Genomic DNA, 19,654 nt, shown 5'->3' on the forward strand with positions numbered 1-19,654 from the left:
ATGCGCTTGAAACGGCTGGGACTATTGGCGGCGACGGCTCTGGTCCTGGCCGGGCCGGCGCTCGCCGCGCCGAAGCCATCGGCGGCGGCGGTCTATCGCAACCCGATCCTGCCGGCCGACTATTCCGACCCCGACGTGATCCGCGTGGGCGACACCTACTACCTCGTGGCGTCCAGCTTCCACTTCTCGCCGGGCGTGCCGATCCTGACGTCCAAGGACCTGGTCCACTGGACGATCGCCGGCCACGTCCTGCCCAAGCTGCCGTTCGCGCCGGAATACGATCTGCCGGGACCCGTGCCGACCAACGACGCCGGCGCGCGGATGCCGCGCGACCTGCGCACCTCTGGCCAGCGCTATGCCGGCGGGGTCTGGGCGCCGTCGATTCGCCACCACGACGGCAAGTTCTACGTCTATTTCGCCACCCCCTATGAGGGGATCTTCATGTCGACGGCGACCAAGGTCGACGGCCCATGGACCGAACCCGTGGCGGTGGTCGCGGGGCCGGGCCTCGAGGATCCGTGCCCCTTCTGGGACGACGACGGCCAGGCCTATCTCGTCCACGGCAAGGTCGGCGCGGGGCCCCTGGTGCTGCATCGCATGGCCCCGGACGGCCAGTCGGTGCTCGACGAGGGCAAGGTCATCGTCGAGGACGCCAAGGCCCTGCCGGTGCTGGAGGGGCCGAAGCTCTACAAGCGCAACGGCTGGTACTACATCTTCGCGCCGATCGGCGGGGTCGAGACCGGGCCGCAGGCCGTGATGCGGTCCAGGTCGATCTGGGGGCCCTACGAGCACCGCGAAGTGCTGGTCCCGGGCAAGAGCGGCCTGAGGGGCCCGCACCAGGGCGGCTGGGTCGAGACGCCCTCCGGCCAGGGCTGGTTCATCCACTTCAACAGCGCTGGCGCCTATGGCCGCATCGTCCACCTGCAGCCGCTGGTCTGGAAGGACGACTGGCCGTTCATCGGCGAGCCGATCCCCGGCGCCGGACCCGATGCGCACGGCGGCCAACCCGTCGCCACGCACGCCATGCCCGATGTCGGCCGACGCTTCCCGGTTGTCTCGCCGCAAACGTCGGATGGCTTCTCCACCGCCAGGCTGGGACCGCAGTGGGAGTGGAACCACAATCCCGACGACCGGCGCTGGAGCCTGACGGCGCGGCCCGGCTTCCTGCGCCTGACGGGCGGGCCGGCGGTCAATCTGGTCAGCGCCCGCAACACCCTGACCCAGTCACTGCAGAGCCGTTCGGCGATCATCACCGCGCGCCTCGACGCCAGGGGGCTGGTCGAGGGACAGCGGGCGGGCCTGGCCATGTTCGGCGCGGGGATCGGCGCCATCGGCGTGATCCGCAAGGACGGCCGGAACCGCATCGTCTTCTCGTTGCGAGGTATCGACACCCTGGGGCCGGCGCTGCCGGCCGGTCCGGTCGACCTGCGCGTGGCCCTGGCCGATCAGGCGGCGCACTACAGCTACAGCCGCGACGGCGGGCGGACCTTCGTCGACATGGGCGGTGGGATCCTGCCGCGCTTCAGCTGGTGGAAAGGCGCGCGGCCGGCGCTGTTCAGCTATGGCGATCCGGCCCAGGTAGAGCCGGGCGTGGCCGACTTTGACTGGGTCGACGTCAGGTCGGTGGCGCGCTGAGCAGGGCGGGCGAGGGGACGCGCCGGCCGTTGACCGTGACGCGTTCCAGCCTAAGCCCGTGGGTGTGCGTCACGACGCTGGCCTTGGTGACCCCGTCGAAGCGGCAGTCGCTGAGCACGATGTCGCCCAGCGGCGCGCCGGGCAGGCCCTGCAGGTCGACGACCTGGGCGGCGGCGCTGGCTCGCATCCGCTCGATCCGGACCTTGCGCAGCACGGGCGTGAAGCCGCCGCGCGCGCCTTCTTCGTAGTTGAAGTCGCAGATGATCGCCGCCCGGGCCACGCGGCCGACGGTGATGTCGCGGGCGTAGATATCCTGGATGACGCCGCCGCGCATGGCGTTGTTCTTGAAGCGCAGGGCGTACCACAGGCCCTCGCTGTCCATGTGGCAGCGCTGGACGAAGATGTTCTCGACCCCGCCTGACACCTCGCTGCCGATCACCACCCCGCCGTGACCATCCTTCATCACGCAGTCCTGGATCAGGATGTTGCGGGTCGGCTTGGCCAGGCGACGGCCGTCGGCGTTGCGGCCCGACTTGATGGCGATGCAGTCGTCGCCGCAGTCGAAGGTGCTGCGCTCGATCACCATGCCGTCGACGGACTCCGGGTCGCAGCCGTCGGTGTTGGGGCCGTGGCCGATCACCGTGACGTCGCGGACGGTCACATTGCGACACAGCACCGGATGCAGCGTCCAGCACGGCGCATCGCGCAGGGTCACGCCCTCGACCAGCACGTTCGCGCAGTTCTGGAACTGCACCATCATCGGCCGCAGGTACGAGCCCTCGCCGAAGACGCGCTGGGCCACCGGCACGCCGCGCTCGGCCATGTCGAAGAGGGCTTCGCGGGCCTTGCGCTGGTTGGGCATGCCGGCGCGCCAGCCGAATTGCGGCCCGCTGCTCCACGGCCACCAGGCCGGCCCCTGGCCGTCCAGCACGCCGCGCCCGGTGATCGCCACGTCGTGCTCGCCGTCGGCGAAGACGAGGGGCGAGTAGTTCATCAGCTCTACCCCCTCCCAGCGCGTGGCGACGATGGGATAGCGGGCCGGGTCGGTGCTGAAGACCAGGGTCGCGCCCTTGGCGAGATGCAGCTCGACGCGGCTGCGCAGGCGGACGGCGCCGGTCGGCCAGCGGCCCGCCGGCACGAGCACGCGTCCGCCGCCGGCCGCGGCACAGGCCGCGATGGCCTTGGCGATCGCCGCGCTGGTCGCCTCGACATCGTCCTCGATCGCGCCGGCCGCCACGATGTTCCAGACTCGCGAGGGGAATACCGGTAAGTGGACGGATCGCTGGATGGCGCGGGCCTTGGCCCAGTCGTCGGCCGCTTCGGCGAGGCCGGGCGCGGCCAGGGCCGCCATCAGCACAGCGCGTCGGGATAGATCCAGAACCGTCAAAACCGCCTCCTAAGCCACCATGCGGACGCTTCAGCGCCTCGCCGCTTCGACTATCGCAGTCGTATCATTTTGTGGACAGCTATTGCACATATCGGAATTTCTCTTTAGCGTCTTGAAAACGGCCGCAGATGATAGCGGTACCTTCGGGAGGGGACGATGAGCGCCAACCACAAACAACGTCTATTCATGGGCTGCGAAACCGCGCTGGCGCTGGCCGCCGCCCTTTTTGTGCCAGCGCTGGCAATCGCGCAGACGCAGACGCCGGCTCCGGCCGAAGACCAAACCGTCACCGAAGTGGTCGTCACGGGCTCGCGCCTGTCGGCGCGCGGGTTCAAGGCCCCGACCCCGGTCACGGTGATCGGTTCGGAGGAGATCGGCCTGTCGGGCACGCAGAACGTCGAGACGCTGCTGAACGACACGCCGCAGTTCCTGGGCTCGCAAAACAACGGCCCGACGGCCAACACCGTGCCGGGCGGCACGGCGACGCTGAACCTTCGCGGCTTCGGCGCGCAGCGGAACCTCGTGCTGGTCAACGGCCGCCGCTTCACGATCACCGGGCCTGACCAGACCACCGACATCAACACGATCCCGGCCGCGCTGATCAAGCGCGTCGAGACGGTCACCGGCGGTTCGTCGGCCGTCTACGGTTCGGACGCGATCACCGGCGTCGTCAACTTCATCATGAAGGACGACTTCCAGGGCGTGGAGATGACCGCCGAGGCCCGCCAGGACACCCACACCAAGACCAAGACCTACACGGCCGACCTGACGTTCGGCACGAACTTCGCCGACGATCGCGGCAATGTCGTCGTGGCGCTGAACTACCTGGATCGTGGGGGCTATTCGCGCGCCGATCGCGGCGGCTGGGCCATGCCCACCATGGCCGACGGCTGCGTCACCGCCGCCAGCTACAGCGACACGCGGCCTGGGACGCCCATGGCCATTCCGGCCGGTCAGACCTGTCTGACGGCCGGTGGCCGTCCGGGCCTGATCTTCGGCGGCAGCGGCACCATTCCGAACGGTCGCTTCGTCACGGTCGGCTCGCCTTCGAGCTCTTCGCTGACCGCTGCCCTGGCGGCCGCGGGCCTGAGCGGCCTGGGTTCGCGGGGCTTCACCTTCGACAACGCCGGCAAGGTGGCCCGACCGGCCACGACGCCGGGCGATGACTACGATCTGGCCCCGGCCAACTACATCGTCATCCCGCAGCGCCGCTGGCTGGCCAACATGTCCGGCCACTACGAGTTCAACGCGCACGTCACCGGCTATGCCGAGGCCAACTACAGCAACAACCGCGTCTCGATGCAGTTGGCGCCCAGCGGCTTTGGCGGCAATTTCCTGCTGAACGTCAACAACCCCTATCTGACGCCGCAGCTTCAGGACGTTCTGCGCCAGCTCGACCAGCTTGAGGTCGGCACAGTTCGGGCGACCAACGGCACGTCGTCCCTGACCACGACGGCGGGCGACGGCCTGGCGATCCTGAACATCAACCGGCGCGTCCCGGAGATCGGCAATCGCACCAATACCTCCGACCGCTCGGCCTTCCGGTCGGCGATCGGCCTGCGCGGCGACCTCGGCAGCGTCTCGGACAGCTATCTGAGAAACCTGAAGTACGACGCCTACTACACCTACACGCGCACCACCGACACCAGCACCTCCGGCGGGGCCATCTCGCTGAGCAAGGTCCAGGCCGGCCTGCTGTCGGTCAACGGCGCCGCGCCGCTGCTCAACATCTTCGGCGCCAACCTGTCGCCGCAGGGCATTAGCTCGATCGCGGTGGCGTCGACCAACTACACCGAATCCTCGCAGCAGGTCCTGGCCGCCAGCCTGGCCGGCGAGCTGTTCGACACCTGGGCCGGTCCGATCGACTTCAGCACCGGCGCCGAATACCGCAAGGCCTCGGCGCGGTTCGTGCCCGACAGCTTCCTGGCCTCCGGCGACGTCTCCGGCTTCAACGCCGCGCAGCCGACCCAAGGCTCGGAGTCGGTGAAGGAAGTCTATGGCGAAGTCCGCGTGCCGCTGCTGAAGGATTCGCCGCTGGGCGAACGCGCCAGCGTCAACGGCGCCTTCCGCTATTCCGACTACGACCTGGCCGGCGTCGGCGGCGTCTGGACCTATTCGGTGGGCGGCGAGTACGCGCCGATCTCCGACGTCACCCTCCGCGGCCAGTTCCAGCACGCCATCCGCGCGCCGAACGTGGGCGAGCTGTTCGGCGGCAACACCACCAGCGGCCCCTCGGCGGTCGACCCCTGCTCGAGCCGTCAGCCGACGGCCCAGCAGACCGCCGCGGTGCGCGCCATCTGCGTCGCCACCGGCGTGCCGGCCGCCTCGGTCTTCAGCCTGGCGGTGCAGCCCAACACCTTCATCAGCCAGGTCTCGGGCGGCAATCCCAATGTCGGTCCTGAAAAGTCGGACACCACGACCTTCGGCATCGTGCTGCAGCCGCGCTTCGCGCCCGGCCTGGCGCTCAGCGTCGACTACTTCAAGATCAACCTGGACGGCGCCATCGCGCCCCTGGGCGGCGGCATCGCGAACACGCTGAGCCTTTGCTACAACACGATCCAGGACGCCAGCAGCGCGTTCTGCAAGGCGATCACCCGCGATCCCCTGACCGGCCAGATCGCCGCGCCGGGCTACGTCACCACCACCAACGGCAACACCGGCGGGCTGAAGACCTCGGGCGTCGACATCAACGCCAACTACCGCTTCAACCTGGCCTGGGGCCCGTTCGGCGACAGCCGGTTCGATATTGGCACCAACCTGACCTACACCGACGAGTTCACCGCCACGCCGGTCCAGGCGCTGCCGGCGACCAAGAACTACTGCGTCGGTTCGTTCGGCCCGACCTGCGGCCAGCCGATCCCGCGCTGGAAGGGCGCTTCGCGCATCAGCTGGCGTTCGGGCCCGGCGACGCTCAGCCTGCGCCATCGCTATATCGGCGAGGTGACGGTCGACACCTACCTGCTGCCCAAGCGCCTCGGCGCGGCGTTCCCGGACAAGGCGACGCTGACCACTCCGGTGATCAAGGCGCAGAGCTACTTCGACCTGACCGGCGCCTATGACGTGACCAAGGACCTCTCGGTGACCGCGGGCGTCCGCAACCTGTTCGACAAGAACCCGCCGATCGTCGGCTCGTCGGCCCCCTCCAACAACACGTTCTCGGCGACCTATGACGTCGAGGGCCGGGTGGTCTACGCCAGCGTGACCGCGCGGTTCTAGTCGGACTTAAGGCTTGGCGGCGGGTCCTTACCCCTGTCGCCAGGCTCGAACTGCCTCCCCTCGTGGCCGGTGCGAAAGCGCCGGCCTTTTTTATGGAACGGCCGCGTGGTCGATGCTGAAGGTCCGCGCCATGCGCCATTGGCCGTCGGCCCCCAGCTTCCACAGGATCGAGAACCGCGCCTTGCCGGCCAGCCGCTCGGGGCCATCGCCCTTGCGCTCGTAGAAGACGTGCGCGCCTTCCTCGACCGCCCCGAAGCCAGGAATGGCGTAGACCTTCATCGTTCCGGCCACCAGTTCGCGGCGCGATCGCCAGGCGTCCGGCGCGCGCTTGGCCGCGCAGCTCTTGGCGTAGTCGGCGATGAAGGCGTCGTGGGCCATCAGCCCGCCCTTGTCGTGGTAGAATTCCATGTCGTCCGTGACCAAGGCCGTCAGGGCGGCCGGATCGCACCCGGCGAACATCACGTCGAACAGGGCGGTGTCCCGCGCCGCGATCGCCTGGGTCAAGGCCGGCTGAGCGGGGACCTCGACGGCGGGCGACAGGGCCAGGGCGGCGAGCAGGGCAAGCAGCGGCATCGGCGGCTCCGATAGGGACGTGTCCGCCAGCTAAACCGGATCCTCGGATCTAGGCTAGCGTCTGTTGGAAACGCCGCGCGAGCTCCGGGCCGTCGGCGTCCAGGCAGACCTGGCGGCTCGGGCCTCGCTCGGACCAGACCGTCTGGCCCAGACGTTCGCCGTCCAGGATCACCGAGACCGGCGCCGAACGGACGTTGAACAGTTCAGGGTCGGTCAGGCGGACCAGGGCCGCGACGTCGTGCAGCACGCAGCCGTCCAGACCTTCGTGGCGGGCGTAGGCGGCCGCGTAGCCTCGCGTGAGGTCGTGGACGAAGCGGCCCGTCTCGGCGGTCTTGGCCATGTCCCGGGCGGCGGCGTCGGTCAGCACGCAGGGCAGGGTCGCATCCAGCGGAACCAGGGTGACGGACCACGGCGCGGCCAGCACCTCGGCGGCGGCCTCCGGGTCGTTGTGGATGTTGGCCTCGGCGAACGGGGTGACGTTTCCCCGCGCAAAGGCGCCGCCCATGATCACGACCTCGGCGACCAGGCCGGCGATGTCGGGCGCGGCGCGCAGGGCCAGGGCCAGGTTGGTCAGCGGACCGATGGCGACGATCGTCACCTGGCCGGGAAGGGCGCGGACGAGGTCGACGATCTTCTGATGCGCCGCGCCAGGATCGGCTGGCGGCGGGACGGGGCCGGACAGGTCGATGTCGCCCAGGCCGTTCTCGCCGTGGACGTGGACGGGGGAGGGGCCGCGCGGACGGTTCAGGGGTTTCGCCGCGCCCTTGTGGATCGGCGCTTCGAGGCCCAGGCGCTGACGCAGCCACAAGGCGTTCCGGGTCGTGGTCTCGATATCCGCGTTGCCGAACACGGTGGTGATCGCCAGCAATCGCAGGTCCGGCCGCGCGCGCATGTAGAGCAGGGCCAGGGCGTCGTCGACGCCCGGATCGGTGTCGAGGATCACCAGCCTCGGCGCGGTGGTCATCCGTAGACCGCGCGGCAGACGGCCTCGCATTTGGACAGATCGAAGGCTCCGTCGGTGCGCACGCCGGACTCCATGTCGATCCAGTAGAGGGAGCCCTCGGGCGCGGCGATGCGAGCCAGGATCTCGGTCACGGTGTCGGGACCTATGCCGCCGGAATAGCCGCAGAACGGCCCCTCGGCCGGCGGCGGCGCGGGCCAACGGTCGGGCCGCGCGCCGGTGCCGAACGAGACGTCGTACAGCCAGTCGACGCCGGTCTGGTTCAGCGGGAAGGCGGCCGAGCATTGCAGCACGGTCCGCACGCCCAAGCGGCGGCCATAGTCGCGGGCGGCGGCGACCTGGGCCGGGGTGCTGCCCTTGAAGCTGTGATTGACCTGCACCCGCTGGACGCCGGCCGGGGGCAGGGGCGCGCTCAGCGGATCCGCCGCGATGGCCTTGGCCGCGTCGCCACAAACGTGAGCAGCCCAGCGCAGGTCGCGCGCGGCCAGCAGGGCGTCGCGGATCGCGGCGGGCGGGAAGAGGGCGGTGTCCTCCTGGGCCGGATCGACCAGCACCCCCCACTCGATCGGATAGCGGGCCGACAGCGCCTTGAGGCCCGGCAGTAGCTCGAGGCGGTCGACGCCGGTGAACGCGATGAAACTGGGCGGCTGCATGGGGGATCCGAAGGTCAGAATGTCCTTGCAAACTATCTAGTGAAACGTTTCAGTCAAGCCGCTGAAACGAAGGGGACGAGATGGTGCGGGTGGCGGTCGCGGGGTTCGCGACGATCGACTACGTGGTCCGGGTCGAGGGCGACTTCACCGGTCGGGGCACGCGGCTGATGCGCGAGGCGGTCTGGCCGCGCGCGGGCGGGGCGGCGCTGTACGCCAGCGCGGCGCTCGCCAAGGCGGGGGTGATGGCCGCGCCCCTGACCTGGATCGGCGACGACGCCGACGGTGACGCCTATCGCGCGGCCTGCGGGTCGCCGGACGGTGTCGCGGTCATGCCGGGCGCGCCGTCGACGCGGTGCCTGCTGATCTACAACGCCGATGGAAGCTATGGCTGCCTGCTGCGGCCGGGACCCGCCGCGCTCACCGAGGGCCAGCTGCGCCTGGCCGCCCAGGCCGAATGGCTGGTGGTCGCCGCCGGGCCGCCAGCGATCACCGCGCGCCTGCTCGAGGTCGAAGGCCCGCGCCTGGCCTGGATCGCCAAGGACGACCCGGCCTGTTTTCCGCCCGAGCTCGTGGCGCGGCTCACGGCGCGGGCCGAGGTGGTGTTCTGCAACGCCGGCGAACGCGCCTGGCTGGAGGCTGGCCGGACCAGTCCCGCGCCGGTCGGCCAGATCCTGTTCGAGACGCGCGGCGCGGACGGCGTCCGCGTCGAGGCGGGCGAGGTCTTCGACCTGCCCGTTTCGCCGTTGGCCGTCGACGACGCCACGGGAGCCGGCGACACCTTCGCCGGCGCGGCGCTGGCGGCGCTGATCACCGGAGGCTCGCCGCGCGCGGCGGCGCGGGCCGGGATCGCGGCGGCGGGCGCCTTATTGGCTGGCAGGGTGACCGTCGGCGCCGGCTAGGTCGTCGAGGTTGGCGATCAGGCGGGTGAGCAGGGCGACCAACTGCTGGGTCTCCCCGTCAGTGAAGCCGTTGAGCGCTTCTTGATTGCCGCGCAGCAGGGTGTCGACGGCGTCTGGCATCCGGGCCCGCGCCGACTCGGTCAGGGCGATATGGCTGCTACGGCGATCGGCGGGATCGGTGCTCCGGCTGATCAGTCCGTCCCGCTCCATACGCGCCAGCATCTGGGCCATCGGCGGCTGTTCGGTCTTGGCGAAGCGGGCTAGGTCGCGCTGGGTGCTGGCCTCCCCGTTCCGCAAAGCCACCAGCACGGGCAGCTGGCCGACGCCGAACCCCAGCGGCTTCAGGCGCGCCTCGCTCAGGCGGGTGAAGCCACGCGCCGCGAGGCTGATCAGGTGCCCCGGCGTTGACAGCACATCCAGCTTCATCATCGCGCGCCCTTGCGTCCGGCCGTGTTTAAATACATACGTGCATATGTAACCTGTTCGAGCCCAAGCGGGAAGGTGTACGATGGATAACGATGTTGAGATGCTCAAGCGCCTCTATGAGCGCTTCAATGCGCGGGACATCGACGGCGTGCTGGTTGAGCTGACCGACGACGTGGCCTGGGCCAACGGCATGGACGGCGGATACGAGCAGGGGCGCGAGGCGGTGCGTGCATACTGGACGCGCCAGTGGGCCATGGTCAGTCCGCACGTCGAGCCGGTGGCCTTCGTCCGCCGCGCGGACGGCACGGTCATCGCCGAGGTCTTGCAGACAGTCCATGACCTGGAGGGCAAGCCCCTGACCGGTCAGACACACGGGCTGAAGGACAAGACCATCCGCCACGTCTTCCACCTGCGCGATGGCAAGGTGGTCCGCTTCGACCTCGAGGACCTCTAGCCGCTGATCAGCCCCATGATCGTCGCCGTGAGGCATGTGGTCAGGAACGCCGCCGCCAGGGCCTTGAAGCCCAGCTCGACGACTTCGCCGACCTTCTCGGGAGCCATGGAGGACAGGCTGCCGATCAGGATCGCCACGCTGCCGACATTGCCGAAGCTGCCCAGGGCGTAGGTCAGGATCAGCAGGCTCTTTTCGCTGAGCGCGCCGGGCGGCAGGGCCATCATGTCGCTGTAGGCCACCACTTCATTGGCGGCGACCTTGGTTCCCAGGATCGCGCCGACGGCCTGCAGGTCGGGCAGCGGCGCGCCGGTCAGCCAGACGATCGGGGTCAGCAACCAGCCCAGGATCCCGCCGAGCGTCAGCGGCGCGCCGGCGTGGGGGCCAAAAAGCGGAGAAAGCGCCGCGAGGCCCATGTTGATCAGGGCGATCAGCCCGACGAAGACGATCAGCAGGCCGGCGATGTTCAGCACCATCTTCACCGCGTCCAGCGTGCCGAAGGTTAGGGCTTCCAGGCTGCTGCGATAAGGGCTGGTCAGGACGATCGGTTCGTTCGTCGCGCTGGCTTCGCCTGGAATGATCAATCTCGCCATGCCGATCGCCATCGGGGTGCTGATCAGCGAGGCGATCAAGAGGTGGCTGAAGGCGTTGGGCACCTTGGCCGCGATCAGCGAGCCCAGCACGATCATCATCGAGCCGCCGATCACCGACAGGCCGTCGACCATGATGATGAACAGTTCGGCGCGGGTCAGGCGCGGCAGGAACGGCTTCACCAGCAGCGGCGCCTCGACCATGCCGAGGAACACGCAGGCCGAGGTCGAGACCCCGACCGGGCCGCTGACCCCGAACAGCTTGCCGAACGCCCAGGCCGCCGAGCGGACGATGACGATCAGCACCTTCCAGTGCCACAGCAGCGCCGACAGGGCCCCGACCAGCAGGATGGCCGGCAGGGCCTGGAAGGCGAAGATGAAGGCGGCGCTGGGGTCGGCCACGCTGAACGGCGCGCGGCCGCCGCCCAGATAGCCGAACATGAAGCTGGATCCCGCCCGTGAGGCCGCCTGCAGGGCGTCGACCGCGTGGGTGGCGGCGGCGAAGCCGGCGGTGATGGCCGGGACCTTGGTCAGCAACAGGGCCAGGGAGATCTGGCAGGCCAGGCCCACCAGCACCGGCCGCCAGGGCAGGGCGCGCTTGTTCTCCGACAGCAGCCAGCCGAGCCCTAGGAACGCCACGACGCCCAGCAGCGCCCGCGCGGTTTCGTTGTCCGGCATGTCCCCTCCGACGGCGATAGGGTGACTCTATAGAGTGAAACGTTTCAAGGAAATAGCGTCGGATTGACACTATCCGCGACTGAGCGGTTTCGGCGCGCTATCCTCCCGAGTCTGCAAATGTGCCCGGAAATTCTCAGCAATTGCAAAGTGAGCGATCAAATATGGCACGCGTCGAATGCCTGGCCCCTGTGATGAAATTGTCATTGAACTTGAATATGAAACGTTTCACTAAATCGTATCGACGCCGCCGAGGGCGGGTCGCCTGAAGGGGCTTTGAACATGAAGACGTCCATCTGGCTGGCTTCGAGCGCGCTGTGCCTGGTCATGGCCGCGCCCGCCATGGCTCAGCAGACCGCTCCGGCGCCTGAGACCGTCGACGAGGTGGTGGTCACCGCCGAGCGCTTCGGCTCGGGCCTGGCCCGCGCCACGTTCACGATCGGCGCCGAGGATATCCAGGAGCGTCCGCTGGGCGCGGAGATCACCCAGGCCCTGGTCAAGGTGCCGGGCGTGCAGGTCTCGACCGGCGACAGTCGCGGCGGCAGCTTCTCGTTCGAGATCTATATGCGCGGCTTGTCCGACGAGCAGGTCGGCCTGACGCTGGACGGCATCCCCACGGGCGACAGCCGGTTCAATGGCGGCTCGCCGCCGCAGCGCTTCATCGAGAGCAGCAACATCGGCCGGATCACCGTCTCGCAGAGCGCTGGCGACATCGGCGCGCCGTCGCGCTTCGCCCTGGGCGGCTTCATCGACTTCGTCACCGACGCCCCGCGCAAGGACTTCGGCGGCGCGATCGAGGCTGGCCTTGGCTCGTTCGACTTTCGCCGCATCTATGGCCGCATCGACAGCGGCGAGGTCGCGCCGGGTCTGTCGGGCTACTTCACCTACTCCCACCAGGAGAACGACGTCTGGGCCGGCCGCAACAGTCGCGGCAGCGAGCGCGACCACTACGAGCTGAAGGTCGTGAAGGACTTCGACAACGGCTCGTTCCTGAAGGCCCGTGTCTCTTACAACGACCAGACCGACAACGACTTCAACATCGTCACCAAGGGCGAGTTCGAGGCCGCGCCGCGCAGCGACCGCGCGCTGGACGCCATCACCGGCATACCGGCCAAGGACATCGACTTCGGCGGCGCTTTGGGCGGCTGGCGCAAGGATTGGCTGGCCTATGCCAACAGTCACTTCGTGCTGAGCGACGCGATCAGCCTGGACGTCAATCCTTACTACCAGAATCTCAAGGGCGAATCCTTCCGCTACCAGGACCGTCAGCGCGTTCTGACCGGCGGCGATCCGCGCGCGGTGACCGGCTACAACGCCAATGGCGGGGCGGTGCGTCCGACCCTGACCACGATCCGCAACAGCAATGTCGTCGGCGGTCCGGCCGACATGCGGGTGACGCCCCGCGACCGCGATCGCTACGGCGTGACCGGCGAGCTGAAGGCCAGGTTCGGCGCCCACGCCCTGCGCTTCGGCGGCTGGTGGGAAGGCGGCGACTCCACGGAGAAGCGCAACTTCTATCCGATCATCAACTCGGCCCAGAGCATCGCCTATGACCGCAGCAAGCTGAACTATGTCGAGTACGAGCGCAGCGCCTCGGTCGAGACCACCATGCTGTACGCCCAGGACGAGCTCCGGGCGTTCGACGACAAGCTGAAGGTCGACCTCGGCGTCACCTGGTACAACGTGAAATACGACGCCAAGTCGCCGCTGGAGTACAAGGCCAACGTCAAGTTCTCGCAGCACTCGGACCTCAATCCGAAGCTCGGCGCGACCTACCAGTTGGCCGACGCCTGGGAGCTGTTCGGCGGCTACGCCAAGAACTTCGCCGGCATCCCGGAAGACGCCTTCCTGGGTTCGACGGCGGTGATCAATCCCAAGGATCTCACCCCGGTCTCGACCGAGAATGTCGACCTGGGCCTGCGCTATGTGAAGCCGAACATGGCCTTCTCGATCCAGGCCTATGACGTCGAGTTGAAGAACAATGTCGGCATCGTGCCGCGCGACCCGACCGCGACGCTGGATCCGCAGGAGGTCGTGCGCGGCAATGTCGCGACCAAGGCCGTCAACATCGCCGGGATCAAGACCAAGGGCGTCGAGCTGACCGGCTACTACGATTTCGGCGTCGTCGACCTCTATGGCTCGTATTCGCACCAGGACGCCAAGCACGACAACCCGGCCGTCGGCAGCGCCGCCCGCGCCGCCCTGGCCGCCGTCGCGGTGATCGGCGGGGCCGGGGTGCGCGACATTCCCAAGGACAGCGTCTACGGCCAGGTCGGCTGGAAGCCGCTGGCCGGGCTGAAGATCGACGCCAATGTCCGTTATGTGGGCGAACGGGTGGGCGGCCACATCGTCGCCCCGACCACCTTCCAGGAACTGGGCGTCGAGATGCTGGACGCCTACACCCTGGTCGGGCTGACTGCGACCTACGACCTGAAGCGTGCAGGCGTTCCGGACCTGCGCTTCCAGTTCAACGTCGATAACCTGTTCGACAAGGAATACATCGGCGCGGTCAGCGGCTCGACGGCCACCCAGCCGGAGTTCGGCTACAGCGCCGCGAACCCGAACGGCCGCACCTTGGACCGCTACTTCGTCGGCGCGCCGCGCACCTACACCTTCTCGGTGAAGGCGCGGTTCTAGGGTCAGGTTCGGGAGCGTCTTCTCCCCTTGTTAGGCGCTTCCGGAAGGGGCGGGTCGTCAGATCCGCCCCGATCCTTGACCCATTTCTTGACGCTGACCATGAAAGGTTTCACGTCCTGGCTATCTCCCGACGGAATCCCCGAATGGCCAAGAGCGAAGACCTACCGCGCCGCGCCACCTTGAAAGAGGTCGCCAAGGCCGCCGGCGTGTCGCTGGCCAGCGCTTCCTACGCGATCAACGGCGCGGGCTCGGTAGGCGAGGCCACGCGCGAGCACATCCTGAAAGTGGCCGCCGAGCTGGGCTATCGCCCCAACCAGAGCGCCAAAGCCATGAAGACCGGCAAGACCGGCGCGATCGGCCTGATCCTGCCCGACCTGACCAACCCGTTCTTCCCCAGCCTGGCCCAGGTGGTGATCCAGGCCGCGCGGGCTCACGGCTACAGCGTCTTCCTGACCGACACCGAGGGCTCGGCCGAGGCCGAGGAGCGGGCCGTGAACCTGATGATCGACCACGGGGTCGACGGGGTGATCTGGTTCCCGATCGCCGACGACGGCCCGGTCGGCAAGCTGATCGAGGGCGTGCCCACCGTGGTGCTCGACCGCAACCTGCCGGGCTACGACGTCATCCAGGCCGACTACGCCGACGGCGGGCGTCTCGCGGCCGAACACCTGCTGGCGGCGGGCCATGTGAACATCGGGGTGATCTCCGGTCCCCACGCCGCCTCCAGCGCCCGCCAGCGGGCCGAGGCGGCGATCAGCACGGTGCGCGAGCGGGGCAATCTGGTCTGGCACGTCCACAACGCCTATTCGCTGGACCTGGAGCCCGAGGTGACGAAGGCGCTGGAGAGCCGCACGGCCACGGCGGTGATCACCGGGGCCGACCTGATCGCCATCGGGGCCATGCGCCACATCCGGAGCATGGGCCTGGTCGTGCCGGACGACGTCTCGGTGGTCGGCTTCGACGACATCCCCTGGGCCCAGCTGCACACGCCGGCCCTGACCACGATCGACATGCCGGTCGAGGACATGGCCGCCGCCGCCGTCGAGGCCCTGATCCGCCGGATGAGCGCCCGGGGCGAGCCGCGCCGGCGGGTGGTGTTCAATGTCGAGCTGATCTCGCGCGACAGCGTGCGCGTCCTGACGTGAGCGCGCTGCTCGGCCTCGCCTTGGCGCTGAAGCTGCTGGCGAGCTTCGAAGTCCCTCAGGGCCTGGCCGTCGATGGCGCGCCGTTCGGCGGAATCTCTGGCCTCGACTACGACCGGCGCACCGGCGAGTGGCTGATGATCTCCGACGATCGCTCGGACAAGGCCCCGGCGAGGGTCTTCGTCGGACGGCTGGACGCCAGGGGGCTGACCGTCACGCGCCAGGTCCCGCTGCGCCGTGTGGACGGCTCGACCTTCCCATCGACCGCCAGCCCGGCCGGCGAACGCGTCGACGCCGAGGCGCTGCGGATCGATCCGCTGAGCGGCGACCTGCTGTGGACGACCGAGGGCGACGCCGCCCGCGGCTTCGATCCCGCGGTGCGCCGGATGGATCGGGATGGGGCGGCCAAGGGGACGGTCCCGGCGCCGTTCCGCTTCGGCCAGGGCGCGCGGCCGAACCTGACTTTCGAGGGGCTGAGCTTTTCGCCCGAGGGTCGTTGGCTGTGGCTCTCGATGGAAGCGCCCCTCGTCCAGGACGGCCCGGTCAGCAGCGTCGCGGCGGGCGGGCTGACGCGAATCACTCGCCTGGATCGCCAGGGCAAGGTCACCGCCCAGTACGCCTACCGCCTCGACCCGATCCAGGCCGCCCCCGCTCGGCGCGGCGACAACGGGATCAGCGAGATCCTGGCGCTGGACGATCACCGCTTGCTGGTGCTGGAGCGTTCCGGCGTCGAGGACGCGGCCGGGCGCTTCGCCTACCACTGCCGGCTCTATGCCGTGGACATGAGCGGGGCGCGGGACGTGGCTGGCCGCGAGGTCCTGGATGATACGATCCGTCCACTGACAAAGCGTCTGCTGGTCAACTTCGACCGCCTGGCCGGTGTGCCGGCCAGCAACCTAGAGGCCATGGGCTGGGGGCCATCGCGGAATGGGCGGCGGACCCTCGTACTGATGTCCGACGACAATTTCGACCCCGCCGCGCCGACCCAGGCCGTGATGTTCAGCGTGGTCGCCAAGCCCTGAGCCGCTGATCAATCACTTGTCTTGAGATATTGCAAGTCACTCGCATTTGCGTCATAGCCGCGTCACTTCGACGGGGATGACCATGCGACTTCACTTTTCGCGCGCCGGCCTGCGTGGCGCGCTGCTTTCCACGCTCAGCCTGCTGGCCATGACGGCGGCTCACGCCCAGGATAAGGCGCGCGATACGGACGTGGACCAGGTGGTGATCACCGCCGCCCGCACCATCCTGCCCGCCAGCGCCCTGCCGCTGACCGTCGACGTGATCGACCAGGCGATGCTGAGCCAGCAGGTCGCGATCAGCGGCTCGATCGTCGACGCCGTATCGACCCTGTCGCCGTCGTTCTCGCCGACCCGCCAGAAGCTTTCGGGGGCGGGGGAAACCTTGCGCGGCCGTTCCCCGCTGTACGCCATCAACGGCATTCCGCAGTCGACGCCGATCCGCGACGGCTCGCGCGACGGCTACACCATCGATCCGTTCTTCATCGACCGCGTGGAGCTGATCTACGGCTCCAACGCGCTTCAGGGCATCGGCGCCACGGGCGGCGTCGTCAACCAGGTCACCGTCGGTCCGCCCAAGCAGGATGGCGTCTCGGGGCGGGCTCTGGTCCAGGCCTCGGCCGGCCATGACCTGGGCGACACGCTGGGCGGCAAGGTCGCTGGCCTGGTCGGCTGGCGCGGAGGGGCGTTCGACGCCACCGCCGGCGTCGCCTACGAGACCCGCGGCGCCTTCTACGACGCCAACGGCCGCCGTATCGGCATGGACAACACGCAAGGCGACGTCCAGGACTCCAAGACCCTGTCGTTGTTCGGCCGCCTGGGCTGGCAAATCTCGCCCAGCACGCGCCTGGACATCGTTGGCAACCGCTTCGATCTGAAGGGGGATGGCGACTACGTGACCGTCACCGGCACGGCGGTGGCGCCGACCGACGGCAATCGTCTCACTCGCCTGCCGACCACGGCCTATCGCGGCGTCCAGCCCGGCAAGCCGGCCGCCAACCGTGTCGAGACCCTGTCGGCGGCGCTGGTCAATGATGACCTCTACGGTGGCGTGCTGAACGCCCAGCTGTTCTTCAACCGCTCGCGCGACACCTTCGGCGGCGACAAGAACGCCACGTTCCAGGACGTCAGCATCGCCCCGAACAACACCCTGTTCGACCAGTCATCGAACCGCTCGCGCAAGCTGGGCGCGCGGATCAGCTACGAGCGCGCCGTTCCGGGGATCGAAGGGCTGACGGCCACCGCCGGCCTCGACGCCCTGACCGACCGCACCGAGCAACTGCTGATCGCCACCGGCCGCGCCTGGGTGCCGCCGACCAAGTTCCAGAGCCTGGCGCCGTTCATTCAGGGCAACTACGCGCTGCTCGACGGCAAGCTGCGCCTGGCCGGCGGCGTGCGCTTCGAGAACGTCAAGCTGAAGGTCGACGACTTCACCACCCTGGCCTTTTACGGTTCGCGCAAGGTCGGCGGCGGCGATCCCGACTTCAGCGCCACCCTGCTGAACGGCGGGGGCGTGTTCGAACCCATGAAGGGCGTGCGCCTCTACGGCAGCTATGCCGAGGGCTACACCGTGCCGGACGTCGGCCGCATCCTGCGCGGCATCAATGTCGCCAATGTCGACGTCGACACCTACCTTTCGATCGAACCGATCGTGTCCAACAACCGCGAGGTCGGGGCCGAGCTGAAGCGCGGGCCTTTCGACGCCAGCGTCGCCTATTTCTGGTCCAGGTCGAAGCTGGGTCAACTGCTGGTCAAGAACGCCGGCGGCGTCTTCGACGTTCAGCGCCAGGGCGTGGCCATCGAGGGGCTGGAGGTCAATGTGAAGGCCCGCACCCCGATCGAGGGCCTGGATGTCTCGACCGGCTATGCCCGCCTGCGCGGCCAGACCGACACCAATGCCGACGGCAAGGTCGACACCGACCTGGACGGCGCCAACATCTCGCCCGATCGCCTGAATGTCGCGGCTGACTATCAGACGGGCGACTGGGCCCTGCGCCTGCAGGTCCAGAAGTACATCAAGCGCGACATGCAGACGGCGCTGGTGAAGGACGACTTCGAAGGCTACACGGTCGCGGACGCCTTCGTGCGCTACCGGCTGCCGGTCGGGGCCGTGTCGCTGGGCGTCCAGAACCTCTTCAACAAGCAGTACATCTCGTACAATTCGGACACGACCTTGCCGGCCAAGGACAAGTTCTACGCCGGCCGTGGCCGCACCGCGACGCTGGGCTGGGAAACGCGCTTCTGATGAAAACCCTGCGCCTGCTGCACCGCTGGACGGGCGGCCTGATCGGCCTCCTGCTGGCGCTTCTGGGCTTTACCGGGGCGTTGCTGGTGCACGAGGACGCCTTCCTGCGCGCCACCATGCCCCACGCCGCCGACGCCCAGCGGCAGGACGCGGCCTCTCTGGCGGCGATGACGACCAAGGTCTTCGCCGCCGAGGACCGCCCACGCTCGATCGTGCTGGCGACCCAGCGGATGGGCCTGCACAAGCTGGCCTACAAGACCGAGGAGAAGGCCGCCTACGCCGACCAGGACGGCGATATCGTCCAGGCCTGGACCTCCAACTGGGTCCGGCCGGAGGTGTGGATCTTCGACTTTCACCACCACCTGTTCAACGGCGACACGGGCGAGATCATCGGCGGGATCGCCGGCCTGGCGGGTCTGGGCTTCGTGGTCACCGGCCTGATTCTGTGGTGGCCGACACGGCGGATGTTCCATGTCCGCCCGTGGCCGCGGATGATGAAGCGGGCGGCGATCGTCCATCATCACCGCGACCTTGGAGCCTTGATCGCTCCGCTTCTGATCCTGTCGCTGACGACGGGCGCGGCGATGAACCTGAAGTGGTTCTCCAACGCCCTGCGCGCGCCGTTCACGCCGCCGGCGGTGATGGAAAACGCCTCGGTCGCGCCTAAGATCAAGGGGGGTGAGCTGGCCAAGGACCTCGACTGGGCCAAGGTCATCGGCGCCGCCCAGGCCCGCTTCCCCGGCGCGGAGGTGCGGACCATCGCCTTGCCGCGGACGAAGGGCGGGCTGATCGCCATCCGCCTGCGCCAGCAGGCTGAGTGGCTGCCTAACGGCCGCTCTATGGCCTGGTTCGATCCGGCCACCGGCGCGATGGTCGCCAGCCGCGACGCCCAGGCTCTGCCGCTGGGCTCGCGCATCGCCAACGCCGACTTCCCGCTGCACGCGGCCAAGGTGGGCGGGCTGGCCTACCGCCTGGTGATGACCGTCTCGGGTCTGACCCTGGCGCTGCTGGGATCGCTGGCGGTGGTGACCTTCTGGGGCAATCCGAGCGGCGCCCCCAAGCGCCGGCGCCCGAAGAAACCCGCGTCGCGGGCCGGGGCCAAGGTGGCGTGAGCAAATTCAGCCGGCTTGGCCAAGACGTCTCGA

General features: G+C 68.7%; 15 protein-coding genes. 9 read left to right on the plus strand and 6 right to left on the minus strand.

Annotated features, from left to right (window positions below):
* Nucleotides 1–1,635, plus strand: coding sequence for a glycoside hydrolase family 43 protein (locus AC1RNC_RS01330; protein WP_492883066.1), 1,635 nt, complete (start codon nucleotides 1–3; stop codon nucleotides 1,633–1,635).
* On the opposite strand, the gene AC1RNC_RS01335 is transcribed toward AC1RNC_RS01330, so the two are convergent.
* A complete protein-coding gene (locus AC1RNC_RS01335; RefSeq protein WP_492883068.1) occupies nucleotides 1,616–3,022 on the minus strand; it encodes a glycoside hydrolase family 28 protein in 1,407 nt (468 codons plus the stop codon). The genes AC1RNC_RS01330 and AC1RNC_RS01335 overlap by 20 nt on opposite strands.
* Before the next feature lie 156 nt (nucleotides 3,023–3,178).
* On the opposite strand from AC1RNC_RS01335, the gene AC1RNC_RS01340 reads away from it, so the two are divergent.
* The gene (locus AC1RNC_RS01340; RefSeq protein WP_492883070.1) at nucleotides 3,179–6,238 is read left to right on the plus strand and encodes a TonB-dependent receptor domain-containing protein; all 3,060 of its coding nucleotides are present in this window, start codon (nucleotides 3,179–3,181) and stop codon (nucleotides 6,236–6,238) included.
* Between the two features lie 90 nt (nucleotides 6,239–6,328).
* Here the strand turns inward: AC1RNC_RS01340 and AC1RNC_RS01345 are convergent, their stop codons facing one another.
* From AC1RNC_RS01345 to AC1RNC_RS01355, 3 genes are read right to left on the minus strand one after another with little or no spacing between them, the layout of a single operon-like run.
* The gene (locus tag AC1RNC_RS01345) at nucleotides 6,329–6,811 is read right to left on the minus strand and encodes a nuclear transport factor 2 family protein (protein ID WP_492883072.1); all 483 of its coding nucleotides are present in this window, start codon (nucleotides 6,809–6,811) and stop codon (nucleotides 6,329–6,331) included.
* A 49-nt stretch (nucleotides 6,812–6,860) separates the two neighbouring features.
* A complete protein-coding gene (locus tag AC1RNC_RS01350; RefSeq protein ID WP_492883074.1) occupies nucleotides 6,861–7,775 on the minus strand; it encodes a nucleoside hydrolase in 915 nt (304 codons plus the stop codon).
* Complete coding sequence (locus AC1RNC_RS01355) at nucleotides 7,772–8,425, minus strand: phosphoribosylanthranilate isomerase (RefSeq protein ID WP_492883076.1); 654 nt, start codon at nucleotides 8,423–8,425, stop codon at nucleotides 7,772–7,774. The genes AC1RNC_RS01350 and AC1RNC_RS01355 overlap by 4 nt, the downstream gene beginning before the upstream one ends.
* A gap of 80 nt (nucleotides 8,426–8,505) precedes the next feature.
* Here AC1RNC_RS01355 and AC1RNC_RS01360 point away from each other — a divergent pair, with 80 nt between their 5' ends.
* Nucleotides 8,506–9,324 (plus strand): carbohydrate kinase family protein, encoded by an 819-nt coding sequence (locus AC1RNC_RS01360; protein WP_492883078.1) that lies wholly within the window; start codon nucleotides 8,506–8,508, stop codon nucleotides 9,322–9,324.
* Here AC1RNC_RS01360 and AC1RNC_RS01365 read toward each other — a convergent pair.
* Nucleotides 9,289–9,753 carry a MarR family winged helix-turn-helix transcriptional regulator gene (locus AC1RNC_RS01365; RefSeq protein WP_492883080.1) on the minus strand — a complete coding sequence of 155 codons (465 nt, stop codon included), beginning with the start codon at nucleotides 9,751–9,753 and terminating at the stop codon, nucleotides 9,289–9,291. The two genes, AC1RNC_RS01360 and AC1RNC_RS01365, sit on opposite strands and share 36 nt — an antisense overlap.
* Nucleotides 9,754–9,832: 79 nt before the next feature.
* Here AC1RNC_RS01365 and AC1RNC_RS01370 point away from each other — a divergent pair, with 79 nt between their 5' ends.
* Complete coding sequence (locus AC1RNC_RS01370; RefSeq protein ID WP_492883082.1) at nucleotides 9,833–10,204, plus strand: nuclear transport factor 2 family protein; 372 nt, start codon at nucleotides 9,833–9,835, stop codon at nucleotides 10,202–10,204.
* Here the strand turns inward: AC1RNC_RS01370 and AC1RNC_RS01375 are convergent.
* The gene (locus AC1RNC_RS01375; protein WP_492883084.1) at nucleotides 10,201–11,469 is read right to left on the minus strand and encodes a NupC/NupG family nucleoside CNT transporter; all 1,269 of its coding nucleotides are present in this window, start codon (nucleotides 11,467–11,469) and stop codon (nucleotides 10,201–10,203) included. The two genes, AC1RNC_RS01370 and AC1RNC_RS01375, sit on opposite strands and share 4 nt — an antisense overlap.
* Before the next feature lie 279 nt (nucleotides 11,470–11,748).
* On the opposite strand from AC1RNC_RS01375, the gene AC1RNC_RS01380 reads away from it, so the two are divergent.
* The 5 genes from AC1RNC_RS01380 (at nucleotide 11,749) to AC1RNC_RS01400 (ending at nucleotide 19,621) form a co-directional block, all read left to right on the plus strand.
* Nucleotides 11,749–14,103: a TonB-dependent receptor gene (locus AC1RNC_RS01380; RefSeq protein ID WP_492883086.1), complete on the plus strand. Its 2,355-nt coding sequence runs from the start codon at nucleotides 11,749–11,751 to the stop codon at nucleotides 14,101–14,103.
* A 143-nt stretch (nucleotides 14,104–14,246) separates the two neighbouring features.
* A complete protein-coding gene (locus tag AC1RNC_RS01385) occupies nucleotides 14,247–15,248 on the plus strand; it encodes a LacI family DNA-binding transcriptional regulator (protein ID WP_492883088.1) in 1,002 nt (333 codons plus the stop codon).
* A complete protein-coding gene (locus tag AC1RNC_RS01390; protein WP_492883090.1) occupies nucleotides 15,245–16,267 on the plus strand; it encodes an esterase-like activity of phytase family protein in 1,023 nt (340 codons plus the stop codon). The genes AC1RNC_RS01385 and AC1RNC_RS01390 overlap by 4 nt, the downstream gene beginning before the upstream one ends.
* 82 nt (nucleotides 16,268–16,349) lie before the next feature.
* Nucleotides 16,350–18,509, plus strand: a complete 2,160-nt coding sequence (locus AC1RNC_RS01395) for a TonB-dependent receptor (protein WP_492883092.1) — start codon at nucleotides 16,350–16,352, stop codon at nucleotides 18,507–18,509.
* A complete protein-coding gene (locus AC1RNC_RS01400) occupies nucleotides 18,509–19,621 on the plus strand; it encodes a PepSY-associated TM helix domain-containing protein (protein ID WP_492883093.1) in 1,113 nt (370 codons plus the stop codon). Before AC1RNC_RS01395 ends, AC1RNC_RS01400 begins: the two co-directional genes overlap by 1 nt.
* The last annotated feature ends 33 nt before the right edge of the window (nucleotides 19,622–19,654 follow it).

It is taken from the genome of Caulobacter sp. GW822-FHT01G02 (assembly GCF_058802865.1).